At 72.8% G+C, this 12,226-nt stretch carries 10 protein-coding genes; 7 read left to right on the forward strand and 3 right to left on the reverse strand.

From position 1 onward, the window contains the following. Window positions 1–137: 137 nt before the first annotated feature. A complete protein-coding gene (locus AB0J88_RS19375; protein WP_364342411.1) occupies window positions 138–1,463 on the reverse strand; it encodes an MFS transporter in 1,326 nt (441 codons plus the stop codon). A gap of 314 nt (window positions 1,464–1,777) precedes the next feature. Here AB0J88_RS19375 and AB0J88_RS19380 point away from each other — a divergent pair, with 314 nt between their 5' ends. The 6 genes from AB0J88_RS19380 (at window position 1,778) to AB0J88_RS19405 (ending at window position 8,768) form a co-directional block, all read left to right on the forward strand. Continuing rightward, window positions 1,778–4,420 (forward strand): DUF4062 domain-containing protein, encoded by a 2,643-nt coding sequence (locus tag AB0J88_RS19380; RefSeq protein ID WP_364342408.1) that lies wholly within the window; start codon window positions 1,778–1,780, stop codon window positions 4,418–4,420. Between the two features lie 60 nt (window positions 4,421–4,480). Continuing rightward, a complete protein-coding gene (locus tag AB0J88_RS19385; protein ID WP_364342405.1) occupies window positions 4,481–4,753 on the forward strand; it encodes a hypothetical protein in 273 nt (90 codons plus the stop codon). Further along, on the forward strand, window positions 4,753–6,921 hold the full coding sequence (locus AB0J88_RS19390; RefSeq protein WP_364342402.1) for a bifunctional polysaccharide deacetylase/glycosyltransferase family 2 protein: 2,169 nt from the start codon (window positions 4,753–4,755) through the stop codon (window positions 6,919–6,921). The genes AB0J88_RS19385 and AB0J88_RS19390 overlap by 1 nt, the downstream gene beginning before the upstream one ends. 84 nt (window positions 6,922–7,005) lie before the next feature. Further along, window positions 7,006–7,323 carry a hypothetical protein gene (locus tag AB0J88_RS19395; protein WP_364342399.1) on the forward strand — a complete coding sequence of 106 codons (318 nt, stop codon included), beginning with the start codon at window positions 7,006–7,008 and terminating at the stop codon, window positions 7,321–7,323. Between the two features lie 15 nt (window positions 7,324–7,338). After that, complete coding sequence (locus AB0J88_RS19400; protein WP_364342396.1) at window positions 7,339–8,133, forward strand: alpha/beta hydrolase; 795 nt, start codon at window positions 7,339–7,341, stop codon at window positions 8,131–8,133. After that, window positions 8,130–8,768, forward strand: coding sequence for an HAD-IB family phosphatase (locus AB0J88_RS19405; RefSeq protein WP_364342393.1), 639 nt, complete (start codon window positions 8,130–8,132; stop codon window positions 8,766–8,768). Before AB0J88_RS19400 ends, AB0J88_RS19405 begins: the two co-directional genes overlap by 4 nt. Here the strand turns inward: AB0J88_RS19405 and AB0J88_RS19410 are convergent. Together AB0J88_RS19410 and AB0J88_RS19415 are read right to left on the reverse strand one after the other, a co-directional pair. Continuing rightward, window positions 8,752–9,444, reverse strand: a complete 693-nt coding sequence (locus tag AB0J88_RS19410; protein WP_364342390.1) for a UdgX family uracil-DNA binding protein — start codon at window positions 9,442–9,444, stop codon at window positions 8,752–8,754. The two genes, AB0J88_RS19405 and AB0J88_RS19410, sit on opposite strands and share 17 nt — an antisense overlap. Before the next feature lie 52 nt (window positions 9,445–9,496). Continuing rightward, window positions 9,497–10,831 (reverse strand): aminotransferase class I/II-fold pyridoxal phosphate-dependent enzyme, encoded by a 1,335-nt coding sequence (locus AB0J88_RS19415; RefSeq protein WP_364342387.1) that lies wholly within the window; start codon window positions 10,829–10,831, stop codon window positions 9,497–9,499. Window positions 10,832–10,871: 40 nt separating this feature from the next. Between AB0J88_RS19415 and AB0J88_RS19420 the strand changes: the two genes are divergently transcribed. Next, the gene (locus AB0J88_RS19420) at window positions 10,872–12,101 is read left to right on the forward strand and encodes a bifunctional pyridoxamine 5'-phosphate oxidase family protein/GNAT family N-acetyltransferase (RefSeq protein WP_364342384.1); all 1,230 of its coding nucleotides are present in this window, start codon (window positions 10,872–10,874) and stop codon (window positions 12,099–12,101) included. Window positions 12,102–12,226: the final 125 nt, after the last annotated feature.

Raw genomic sequence — 12,226 nt, forward strand, 5'->3', positions numbered from 1 at the left:
CCAGAGCCGGCGAGGGCCGTCCGGGCACCCAGACTGTCGCGGCCCGCCGCGAACCTGGAGCGGATCGCGGCCCGGTCAGGCCGGCCCTGACAGGTCGCGGCCCGCGAGCTCCTGGCCGCGAGCGGATCGCGGCCCGGTCAGGCCGGCCCTGACAGGTCGCGGCCCGCGAGCTCCGGGCCGACCAGGTTCTCGTCGGAGGTGGAAGGCCCGGCCGGGTCGGGAGAGGAAGGTGCCGGCCCGGCGGGCAGCGGCCGCAATGCCAACGCCACCAGCGGAACGACCGCGACGGCCGCGAGCAAGGTGAGAGCCGGATACCCGGCCACACCCACCACGACCCCGCTGAGCGCCCCGGCGGCCGCACCTGCCGCGCCCATGAAGGTGTCCGACACGCCCTGGGCCGCCGCACGGACGTCGAGGGCCACCGACTCCGACAGCAGCGTCGACCCGGCGACCATCGTGGCCGACCAGCCGAGACCGAGCAGGAACAGGCCCACCGTCAGCCAGGTCGTCGAATGGCCCGACGTGCCCGCGACCGCGCAGGCCAGCACCAGCACCGCCGCGCCCATCAGGACCAGGGTCCGGCGGCCCAGGCGGTCGGCCAGCCAGCCGACGACCGGTGCGAACGCGTACATGCCGACGATGTGCACGCTGAGCACCAGGCCGACGATGCGGAGCACGTCGGCGTCGGCGTGGCCCGGCTCCTGGTCGATGTGCACCGGCGTCATCGACATCACACCGACCATGACCAGGTGGCCGACGGCGACGGCGGCTACGCCCAGGCGGGCGGTCGGGCTGGCGAAGACGGCACGGAAGCCGTCGCGCGACGTCACCGTGCGCGGCTCGCCCGCGGCCGGTGCCAGCGCGCGGGCCGTGAGCAGGGGATCGGGCCGCAGGAACGCGAACAGCACGACGGCCGCGACCGCGAACGCCGACGCGCTGGCCACGAACGGACCCGCGAGCGCGGGCAGCCCGAAGCTCCGGCCACCGCTGTCGGCCAGCGAGGTCAGGTTGGGCGCGGCCACCGCGCCCAGGGTGGTCGCCCACACGATCAGGGCGAGTTGGCGCGCCCTGCGGTCCGGCGTGGCCAGGTCGATCGCGGCGTAGCGGGCCTGCAGGTTGGCGGCCGAGCCGCCGCCGAAGGCGGCGAACCCGAGCAGCAGCAGCGCGAGGCTGTCCGCGACGGTCGCGAAGACGACCAGGACCGAGCCGATGATGCCGACGGTGTACGCGGCCACGAGGCCGGTCCGCCGCCCGTACCCCGTCATGATCTTGCTGATCGGGATGGCCAGCGCGGCCGCGCCGACGACCACCATGCTGGAGGCCAGGCCGGAGATGGCGGTGCCGCCGACCCGGGCGGCGAGCAGGGCGCCGACGGCGATGCCGATCGTGGTGCCGATGCCGGCCAGGATCTGCGTGCCGAACAGCAGCCGGACGGTATGGCGCTGAACGGCGATGACATCCATGAACGGCAGGCTAACTGCCGGCACACCCGCACCGTAAGGGCCTAAGTGGACACTTCGGCCTTACGACCGCAAGGCGACGGCTGTAGCGCACCTCACACCGGGCCACCAATCGCCAGGAGGTGAGTCGCGCCACTGCTCCCGCGCGAATACGCACAGGAGGCTGTGGGTTGTCCCTGTGACGCCCGGGAGACTCCCTTGTCCGCCCCGGGCCAGTGGGTGGGTGGCCGATGACCAGTGACCGCGGGCCTCCGGATCCGACCGACCCGGCGCTAGGCTAATTCACGTCAATTGCCCCAAATAGGTGGTGAAAAACCTTGTCGACCCCCACCCCGTCCACGTCGCTGATCCACACCCCGGATCAGCGGCTGCGCGTGTTCGTCAGCTCGACGCTGGACGAGCTCGCGACTGAACGGAGGGCGGTCAGCGAGGCCATCGAGCGCCTGCACCTCGCACCGGTGATGTTCGAGCAGGGTGCCCGGCCGCACCCGCCCCGCGACGTCTACCGGTCCTACATCGCGCAGAGCCACGTCTTCGTCGGGGTGTACGCCGAGGACTACGGCTGGACCGCGCCGGGCTCGGCAATCTCCGGCATCGAGGACGAGTACCGGCTGTCCGCCGACATGCCTCGGTTGATCTACGTCAAGACGCCCGCGCCCCGGCGTGACCCGCGGCTGGAAGCACTCATCGAGGACATCGAGGCGAGCGCCGACGTCTCGTTCCGCCGCTTCAGCGACGCCCGCGAGCTGCGCCGGCTCGTCGAGCACGACATCGCCGTGCTGCTGACCGAGCGATTCCAGGAGAGCGGCACGGCGCCCGAGACGGCGCCGCCGGCGGTCATCCCGGTCGCGCGTACCCAGATGTTCGACCGCGACCTGGAGATCGCCGCCCTCACCGAGCTGCTGACGGACGAGGACGTGCGGCTGGTCACCCTGACCGGCCCAGGCGGCGTCGGCAAGACCCGGCTCGCCACCGACCTCGCCGAGCGGCTGCGGCCGCTGTTCCCCGACGGCATCGGCTACGTGGAGCTGTCGACGGTCAACTCCCCCGAACACGTCGTCGACGCGATCGCCCGCGCGCTCGGGCTGCGCACGTCGAGCACCTGGCGTCCGGTGGCCGACATCGTGGCGTTCCTGCGTACCCGGCAGATGCTCCTGGTCGTCGACAACTTCGAGCACGTCGCCGAGGCGGCACCGGTGCTCGCCGACGTCCTGGCCGGCGCCGCGGGCGTGACCGCCCTGGTGACCAGCCGGTCGCCGGTGCGGATCAGTGGCGAGCACGCGTTCGCGCTCGAGCCCCTGGCGATCCCGGACCGGGACATCACCCTCGACGCGGCACGCCACTACGGCTCGGTGCGGCTGTTCGTCGACCGGGCACGGGCGGCATCCGGCGCCTTCACGCTGACCGACGAGAACCTGCCCGCGGTGGTGGAGATCTGCCGGGGGCTGGAGGGCCTGCCCCTGGCGATCGAGCTCGCGGCGGCGAAGGTCCGCGTCCTGCCGCCGGCGGCCATCCTGCAGCGGATGGGCCGCCCGTTGGAGTTGCTCACCGGTGGCGCGCGCGACCTGCCCGACCGGCAGCGCACGCTGCGCGACGCCGTCGGCTGGAGCTACGACCTGCTCAGCCCAGGTGAGCAGGCGGTGTTCCGCCGGCTGTCCGTGTTCATGGGCGGCTTCACGCTCGAGGCCGCGGACACCGTCGGCGCGCTCGGTGCCGACGCCAGGGAGTCCATCGGCGCGCTGGGCGCCGACGCCGGGGAGTCGGTCAGCGCGCTGGACGCCGACGACGCGGACGTGCTGGACGCCCTCGACGGGTTGGTGCAGAGCAGCCTGATCCGGCAGGAGACCAAGGCGAACGAGACGCGTTTCCGGATGCTCGACAGCATCCGGGAGTTCGCGCTCGACCAGCTCCGCGACGGACCCGACTGGGACCCCGCGCACGACGCGCACGCGGCGCACTACCTGAACCTCGCGGTCAGCGTCGAGCCCTGCCTCAGCCGGCTCGCCGAGACCGGGATGCTCGACCGGCTGGAGGCCGAGCACGACAACCTGATCGCCGCGATGGGCTGGTTCCTCGACCACCACGACCCGGAGTCCGCCTTGCGGCTCGCCGAGGCGATCTGGGTGTTCTGGTGGCTCCACGGCCACGTCGACGAGGCGCTGCGCTACCTGACCCGGATCTTCGAGATGAGCGAGTACCTGAGCCGCCGCGGCTACGGCCGGGCGCTGCTATCCGCGGGCACGATGTCGCTGGCCAGCGGCGATCTGGCCCGGGGCGGACCCCGGCTGGAGCGGGCGCTGCTCATCCTGCGCGAGGTCGGCGACATGGAGGGCATCGCCCGGGCCGCGGGGCCGCTCGGCCACCTCGCCATCGTCCAGCGCGACTTCGAGCGCGCCCGTCCGCTGATCGAGGAGGCGAGCCACCTCAGCGCGCAGACGGGCGACGACTGGCAGGCCAGCATCTACCACAGCCGGTTGGGCGCGATCGCGCTGCTGGAGGACGACCACGACACCGCCGCCGACGAGTTCCACGCCGCGCTGGTGGCGGCCCAGCTCGCCGACGACTCGCTGGGCACGTCGGTCGCGCTCTACAGCCTGGCGCTCAACTCGATGGCCCGCGGCGACTTCGCCGAGGCGCACGACTACCTGACCGACGGGCTGTCGGCGGCGTACGGCAAGGGCGACACCAACAGCCCGCCGCTGTTCATCGCCGCCCTCGCTGACCTGGACGCGCGCCAGGGCGACCCCGAGCGGGCCGTCCGGCTCATCGCCGCCGCCGCGGCCCTGCAGACGCCGTCGGGTGCCACCTGGCTGGCGGCGTACGTGCTGCCGTGGCCCGACGACGGCCCCGACGAGGTCATGTTGCGCCGCAACCTCGGCAACGTCACCTACGACAAGGCTCACCAGCAGGGCGCCGCGCTCGGCCTCGATCGGGCGGTCGCGGAGGCCCTAGCTACCTGATATCCGACATTCGACTTGTTGATCATGTGGGTGCCGGGCGAGAAACCTACGCTTCGTGCCATGGCCGATCGATTCGTGGGTCGCGCACGCTCCGATGACGCGATCCGTCACGACGCTCCACGCCCGACCACGAGCGGCACCGTGCGCGGCCGGGCCGACAAGCCCGACGTCGCCACCCGCGCGATCCGCCTGCCCGATGCCACCCAGGCCATCTTCGTCGACCGCAGCGGCCGCCGGGGTCGCCTGCTGCGCCGGACGGCGTACGCGGTGCTGCTCTTCGTCCTGGTCCTGCTGGCTCTGCTCTGGCTCAGCCAGGTGCTCGTGGTCGGCTGATGGGAACGTGGCGCCAGGGCCAGAAGATCGGCGACACGCAGCACATCGCCACGCCCGAACCCCGCAAGTCCCGGTTCGCCGGGCGGCGTTGGATCATCGCCGGTGTCGGCACGCTCGTGCTGGCCAACCTCCTGGCCATCGGCGCGTACGCCAACTCCCGGTTCGCACCGGACAACGAGGGTGAGCCGGGTCGGCACGACGCGGTGCCGGCGGCGGTACGCGAGGGCGGCCCGGTGGTCGACGCGAGAACAGGACGGGTGGCCAGCCATCAGGTGCCCGACCGCACGATCGTGCTGACCTTCGACGACGGCCCAGATCCATTGTGGACGCCTAAGGTGCTGGACGTCCTGCACAAGCACGGCGTGCCCGGCACCTTCTTCGTCCTCGGCTCGCAGACCAGCCGGCATCCGGAGTTCGTCGACCGGATGGTGCGCGAGGGTCACGAGGTCGGTGTGCACACGTTCACACACCCCGACCTCGCCGGGATGAGCGGCTGGCGGCAACGGCTCGAGATCGGCCAGACCCGCTCCGCGATCGCGTACGCCGCCGGCGTGACCACGCCGCTGTTGCGGCTGCCGTACTCGAGCGGGGTCGACTCGCTGGACAACGAGCACTGGTCGGTGGTCCGCGGTGCGGGTGGCCAGGACATGGTCTCGGTGTTCGACGACACCGACAGCCGCGACTGGGCGCGCCCCGGTGTCGACCAGATCGTCCGGAGCTCCACGCCCCAGGACGGTCGCGGTGCCGTGGTGCTGCTGCACGACGCGGGCGGCGACCGCGCGCAGACCGTGGCCGCGCTCGACCGGTTCATCCCGATGATGCGCCAGCGCGGCTACCGGTTCACCACCGTCGAAGGGGCGTTCGGCAAGCAGGCGCCCGGTCTGGCCGCGGGCAAGGCCAGCCGGGCCGACCAGATCCGCGGTGGGCTGCTGGTCTGGGCGGTCAAGATCGCGGACGGCACCAACCGGGTCCTCTGGTTCCTGTTGCTGCTGGTCGGCGCGCTGACCCTGGCGCGCACCCTGGTGCTCTTCGGCTTCGCGCTGCGGCACGCCCGCCGCCGCCGCGCGCGGACCTGGTCGTGGGGACCCGAGGTCAACGAGCCGGTCACGGTGATCGTCCCGGCCTACAACGAGCAGCGGACCATCGCCGCGGCGGTACGCACCTTGGCCACCGGCAACCATCCCGGCATCGAGGTGCTGGTGATCGACGACGAGTCCGACGACGGCACCGCCGACGAGGTGGAGGCGCTCGGCCTGCCCAACGTGCGGGTGGTCCGGGTGCCGGGCGGCGGCAAGGCGTCCGCGCTCAACGCCGGTGTCGCGCTGGCCCGCCACGACCTGCTGGTGATGGTCGACGCCGACACGGTCGTCACGCCGGACGCGATCCACAAGCTGGTGCAGCCGTTCGCCGACCCGCGGGTGGGCGCCGTCGCCGGCAACGTCAAGGTCGGCAACCGGCGAAAGATCATCGGGCGCTGGCAGCACATCGAGTACGTGATCGGCTTCAACCTCGACCGCCGCCTCTACGACACGCTGCGCTGCATGCCGACCATCCCGGGCGCGCTCGGCGGCTTCCGCCGGCAGGCGGTCCGCGAGGCGGGCGGGCTCAGCCGGGCCACGCTCGCCGAGGACACCGACCTGACGATGGCGATCCACCGGGCCGGCTGGCGCGTCGTCTACGAGGAGACGGCCGTCGCCCGCACCGAGGCACCCAGCACGCTCGGGCAGCTCTGGCGGCAGCGCTACCGGTGGAGCTACGGCACGATGCAGGCGATGTGGCGGCACCGCCGCGCGGTGATCGAGCACGGCGCCTCGGGCCGGTTCGGCCGGCGCGGCCTGCCCTTCATCGCGCTGTTCTCGGTGCTCCTGCCCCTGCTGGCCCCGGTGCTGGACATCCTCGCCGTGTACGGGCTGTTCTTCCTCGACCGGGTCGAGGCGCTGGCGGCCTGGCTCGCGGTGCTGGTGATCCAGGTGGTGACCGCGATCCTGGCGTTCCGGCTCGACCGCGAACCGCTGCGGCCGCTGTGGGCACTGCCGTTCCAGCAGTTGGTCTACCGCCAGGTGATGTACCTGGTGCTGGTGCATGCGGCGGCCACGGCGCTGACCGGCGGCCTGCTCAAGTGGCAGCACCTGCGCCGCAGTGGCGAGGTCGCTGCGGAGGCCACCTGACGCGCAGGGCGTGTCTCGTGGATCAGGGTGGTGCCCCGGCGGGGTGCCGGCATGATCCACGAGACACGCCCTAGGCTTCCTGGTGTGAGCGTTCGACGAGAACGGGGCATGTCGGCCGAGCCCGAGGTCGTCTTCAACGTGGCGACCGATCCAGCGCGGGTGGGGTGGCTGCCCGAGCCGCTGCACCACCGCCCGGTGGCGACGGCGCCCGGGCTCGTCGCGGCCTGGCGGGCGGACGGCTGGCAGGCCGACCTCGTGGTCCGGGACATCCCCAGCGGTGGGGCGCTCGCGGTGCTGGAGATGTCCGCCGACGGGCTCGACGAGACCGCGCTCGCGGCCGTCGTCGAGCACGCGCTGACCGAGCTCGACGACGACGTCGAGGAGAGCTTCTCCGGCGGCTGACCTAGGGTGAGGGCGATGGACCACAAGATCGCCGCGCTGCGGGACGGTGCGCGTTCGCGGGCGGCACGACGCTCCCCCGGTCCGCCGATGTCCACTCTCGACCGCCTCGTCGGTGGCGTGCCGGTGCGCGTCTACCAGCCCGACGCGATCCCCGTGATCGTCTATCTGCACGGCGGCGGCTTCGTGATCGGCGATCTGGAGACGCACGACGCGCAGGTACGCCGGCTGGCCGCGGCGACCGGTGCTGGGGTGGTCGCGGTCGACTATCGGCGTGCGCCCGAGCATCCGTGGCCGGCGGCGGTGGACGACGTGGTCGCCGTGCTCACCGCGCTGGCCGGTCAGCCGGTGGCGGTCGCCGGCGACTCGTCCGGCGGGATGCTGGCGGCACTGGCCGCGCTGCGGGTCCCGGGGTTGCTCGCCCAGTTGCTGGTGTGTCCCAACGCCGATCTGACGTTGAGCTCGCCGAGCGTCGTATCCGAGGCCGACAACGGCTTCCTCGACCCGGCGCAGCTGCGGGAGTGGATCGGCTGGTGGGTGCCGTCGGCTTCGGTGCGCGCGTCGGACGCGGTCAACCTGTTGGTCGCCGACCTGCACGGCATGCCGCCGGCGCTGGTCGTCACCGCCGAGCACGACCCGCTGCGCGACGAGGGTGAGGCTTACGTGGCGCGGTTGACCGCCGCGGGCGTACCCGTGCGGCATTGGCGTGAAGCCGGTCTCCTGCACGACTTTCCGACGATGCGGGACGCGGATCCGGCGGCCGCCGCGGCCGAGGACCGTTTCCTGGCCGCGGCCCGCGAGCTGCTGTCGTGACGATCCTGCACGTGTTCGACATGGACGGCACGCTGCTGCGCGGAAGCTCGGCGAGCCTGCAGATCGGCCGGGCGACGGGGACGGTCGCGGAGGTGGCCGCGCTGGAGGCCGCGTTCGTGGCGGGCGCGATCGACACGGTCGGGTTCGCGCGCGGTGTGCACCGGCTCTGGCGCGGGCTGACCCTCGACATCGTCGCGGCCGTCTACGCCGGCAGTCCATGGCTGACCGGCATCCGCGAGGTCTGCGCCGACATCCGGCGGCGCGGCGAACGGTCGGCGGTGATCACCATGTCGCCCGACTTCTTCGCCCGCCTCCTCCTCGACGAGGGGGTCGACGAGGTGGTGGCGTCGCGGTTTCCCGCGGTGCCGTTCGTGACCCCGGTCGACCCGTTGGGCATCCTGACGCCGGCCGACAAGGTGCGGATCGCCGTCGACCTGTGCGCGCGGCACGGGGTGACGCGGTGCGTCGCCTACGGCGACTCCATTTCGGACGTTCCGTTGTTCGCCCACCTCGGCCGCACCACGGTGGCCGTCAACGCCGACGCCCACGTGGCGGGTGTGGCCGGTGCGGCCTACGCCGGTTCGGACCTGTTCGAGGCGTACGCGCTGGGCCGCTCGCTCATCGACGAGCGGTAGCCGCCACCACTTTCAGGTCGTCGACCAGGCCGTTGAAGGCGGTGTCGTGGTCGTCGGCGCGAAGCACGGCCGACGGGTGGATGGTGGCGACCAGCTTGGCCGGCGGCACCTCTTTGCCGCCCTCGATCGGTGCGACGCGGAAGTCGTCGGGGTGCTGCGCGGCGTCCGGCCACGGGAGCACCTGGCCACGCTGCTTCGTCACCCGGAACGACGGGCCGAGCAGGGCCTTGGCCGCCGTCGCGCCGAGCACCACGACCACGCGCGGGCGGAGCAGGGCGAACTCGGAGACGAGCCAGGGTCGGCAGGCCTCGATGTGCTGACGTTCCGGGGTCTGGTGGATGCGACGCTTGCCGCGCATCTCGAAGCGGAAGTGCTTGACCGCGTTGGTCAGGTAGACCTCGGGCACCTCGATGCCGGCGGCGTCGACCGCGCGGCGCAACAGATGGCCGGCCGGGCCGACGAACGGGAATCCCTTCTGGTCCTCGATGTCGCCCGGCTGTTCGCCGACCATGACGATCTTGGCGTTGGCGTCGCCCCGGCCGAAGACCACCTGGGTGGCGTCGGCGTAGAGCTCGCAGCCCCGGCAGTCCGGCGCGGCCCGTTTCAGGCCGTCCAGGGTGTGTGCTGCGTCGGGGATGAACCGTTCTGCCCCGGGTGGTGGTTCGGTCGGCGCCATTCGGTCTTTCTACCCCTTCCGCCCGGGTCCTCACCTGGGGGGTACGCCTTCTTCAGGCGCTGAACGACCGGGGCTGACGGCCGCCGGCCGCCGCCGCGACCGCGGCCGCCAGCGGCTCGATCTTGTCGTCGTCCAGCCGGCTGATCGTGATCCGGATGCCGGCCGGCGCGCCCAGGCGGTAGAGCGAGCCCGGAGCGACCGCGTAGCCGGCATCCCGCAACGCCGTGACCACCGAGGTCTCGTCGCGTACCGGGACCCAGACGTTGATCCCGGTGTGGCCCTGGCTCTGCAACCCGTGCGCGTCCAGCGCGGCCCGCAGCGCACCGCGCCGCCGCTCGTAGCTGTCGCGCGCCGTGTCCACCAGCTCGACCACGGCCGGGTCCGCCCACAGACCGGCGACCACCCGTTGCAGCAACGTGGACACCCAGCCCGAGCCGAGCCGCATCCGGCCGGCCACCCGGGCGATCGTCGCCGCGTCGCCGGCCAGCACGGCCAGCCGCAGGTCGGGGCCGTAGGGCTTGCTCACCGAGCGCAGGAAGGCCCAGTTGCGGGTCGCCTTGGCCAGCGTGTGCAGGGGCACCGTGGACAGCTCGGCGCAGTGGTCGTCCTCGACGAGCAGCACGTCGGGGTGCTCGGCCAGCACCCGGCGCAGGTCGGCGGCGCGCCGCCGGGTGACCGCGGCGCCTGTGGGGTTGTGCGCGCGGCTGGTCACGATGAACGCCCGGGCTCCGGCGCTGAGCGCGAGCTCCGTCCCGGACGGCGTCGGCCCCTCGTCGTCGACGGGGACGCCGACCACCTCCAGGCCCTGCGCGGCGACCAGGTCGATCACGGCGGCCCAGCCCGGGTCCTCCACCGCGACCTTGTCGCCGGGGCGCAGGTTGGCGGCGAGCAGCCGGTCGATGCCGTCGAGGGCGCCGCTGGTGACGGTGAGGTGCGCCGCGTCGACCCCGTCGGCGGCGAGCCGGCCCGCGGCCGCCTCGGCCAGCTCGGGGTGCGTGCCGGCGTGGTTGTAGCCCACCGGGTCGGCGTCGGCGAGGCGCCGGATGTAGGGGCCGAGCGGTGGCAGCAGGCGCAGGTCGGGCTCGCCGGAGAGCAGGTCGAGGGTGCCGGCCGGGGGCGGCACGACCAGCGTCGCGCGGCCGCCGCTGACCGGCGGGCGGGGCCGCACCCGGGTGCCGTTGCGGCCCGCGGTCTCGATCACACCGCGGGAGCGCAGCGTCTGGTACGCCTTCGCGGCCGTCCCGGCGCTGACACCGAGGCCGTCGGCCAGCCCGCGGACGGGTGGCAACGGCGTGCCGGGCGCGAGCGCGCCGGTGCGCACGCCCTCCTCGATGCTCGCCGAAATCTCGGCCGCCGTGGAACCGACGATCTGATAATGTGCTGTCACAGTTTCAAGAATGTACTATAACAAAACCGGGGAGGCAACGATGTACGCGCCGACGGAACGGACGACCGCGACCCGCGCCCGCGACCGGATGGCCTACGACGCCGAGACCGTGCACGCCGTCCTGGACGAGGCATTCCACTGCGCGCTGGCGTTCGTGGTCGACGGTTCGCCGCGGGTCCTGCCGACGTTGCACGTGCGGGTGGGCGACACGCTCTACCTGCACGGCTCGACCGGCAGCCGCCCGCTGCTCGGCGCCCGCGGTGACGGGTTGCCGGTGTGCGTGACGGTCACGCTGCTCGACGGGCTGGTCTACGCGCGCTCGCAGTTCCACCACAGCGCCAACTACCGGTCGGTGGTCGCGCACGGCGTCGCGACCCTGGTCACCGACGAGACCGCGAAGCGGGCCGCGATGACCGCGCTGGTGGAGAAGCTGGGCGCCGGCCGGGCCGCGCAGACCAGGCCGCCGACGAAGCGCGAGCTGGCCGAGACGGCGGTGCTGGCGCTGCCGCTGCGCGAGGTCTCGGCCCGGCGACGCACCGGTGGCGTACGCGAGGAGGAGTTCGACCTGGACCTCCCCTACTGGGCCGGCGTGGTGCCGCTGCGGCTCACCCCTGGCGTGCCTTCATCGGATGCCGGCGTCTCGGTGCCGACGCCCTCCTACCTGCGACCCACCGTCTCGCCGTGGCTCGAACCGGCTCCGCTCGTCGGCTCGCACGTGATCCTCGAGCCGCTCGACGTGTCGCATGTGGACGAGCTGTTCAAGGCGACGGCCGACCCCGAGGTGTGGCGCCACCTGACCTCACCACAGCCCCGGGACCGCGACGAGCTGGCGGCCTACGTCAGCGAGGCGGTGGCGGCCTGGCACCGCGGCGAGCGGGTGCCGTGGGTGCAGCGCTCGGCCGCGACGGGAGAGGTCGTCGGCACAACGTCGTACTACGAGGTGACACCGGCCGCCCCGTCCCTGGCCATCGGCCACACCTTCCTGGGCCGGTCAGCCTGGCGCACCGGCATCAACACGGAAGCCAAGCTCCTCCTGCTGACCCGGGCATTCGAGACGCTAGGAGCGGAGCGGGTGGTCTGGCACACGGACATCCGCAACGAGCGCTCCCAGGCCGCCATCTCCCGCCTGGGCGCCACCCGCGAGGCCCTCATCCGTCACCACCGCCGCCGCCCGGACGGCTCGTGGCGCGACACAGTCCAGTTCGCGATGCTGTCCGAAGAATGGCCCGCCGCCGAGCGCGCCCTGCGATCCCGCCTACGCAACCCCTGATCAAAGAGAGCGCGACCAGCGGCGGAGGTGGCAGCGACGCGAAGCGAGCGGTCTCCGGCGGGAGCAACGGTCGCGGCCACCGCGAACCCGGGAAAAGATGCCCTTGATCGCCGTTTGTCCGTTTC

It is taken from the genome of Asanoa sp. NPDC049475 (genome assembly GCF_040676915.1).
Lineage (GTDB): Bacteria > Actinomycetota > Actinomycetes > Mycobacteriales > Micromonosporaceae > Asanoa.

Coding starts and splice junctions, on each gene's coding strand:
- AB0J88_RS19420 (WP_364342384.1), top strand. CDS start 10,872: ATGTACGCGCCGACGGAACGGACGACCGCGACCCGCGCCCGCGACCGG.
- AB0J88_RS19410 (WP_364342390.1), bottom strand. CDS start 9,444: ATGGCGCCGACCGAACCACCACCCGGGGCAGAACGGTTCATCCCCGAC.
- AB0J88_RS19390 (WP_364342402.1), top strand. CDS start 4,753: ATGGGAACGTGGCGCCAGGGCCAGAAGATCGGCGACACGCAGCACATC.
- AB0J88_RS19385 (WP_364342405.1), top strand. CDS start 4,481: ATGGCCGATCGATTCGTGGGTCGCGCACGCTCCGATGACGCGATCCGT.
- AB0J88_RS19375 (WP_364342411.1), bottom strand. CDS start 1,463: ATGGATGTCATCGCCGTTCAGCGCCATACCGTCCGGCTGCTGTTCGGC.
- AB0J88_RS19400 (WP_364342396.1), top strand. CDS start 7,339: ATGGACCACAAGATCGCCGCGCTGCGGGACGGTGCGCGTTCGCGGGCG.